The organism is Citrobacter sp. TBCS-14 (assembly GCF_005280805.1).
Classification (GTDB): Bacteria; Pseudomonadota; Gammaproteobacteria; order Enterobacterales; family Enterobacteriaceae; genus Citrobacter; species Citrobacter gillenii.
On sequence record NZ_SZWM01000257.1, the window covers coordinates 1 to 224 of the forward strand.

General features: G+C 50.0%; 1 protein-coding gene. It reads right to left on the reverse strand.

Annotation, left to right across the window (positions count from 1 at the left end; all coding sequences use genetic code 11):
• On the reverse strand, window positions 1-224 hold a 224-nt coding region (locus FDX22_RS12360; protein WP_186805304.1), incomplete at both ends, for a ribonuclease E/G.

Sequence of the window (224 nt, forward strand, 5' to 3'; positions counted from 1 at the left end):
GGATTTCATTCTCAACGTCGAAGAGATCGAAAATCGGTTGGCGTCCGCTGTAATGTTCCAGTTTGCTGGTCATCTCCGGGATGTATTCCGCCGTAAATTCCAGCAACGCTTCATAAGTCAGACGGGAATCAACGCGAATTCGGTCTAACTGAGCATCAGCAAAATCACGCAGAACGCGCTGTGCCAGTGCCAATTCACCATACATCTGGTAGCGCGTTTGTGGC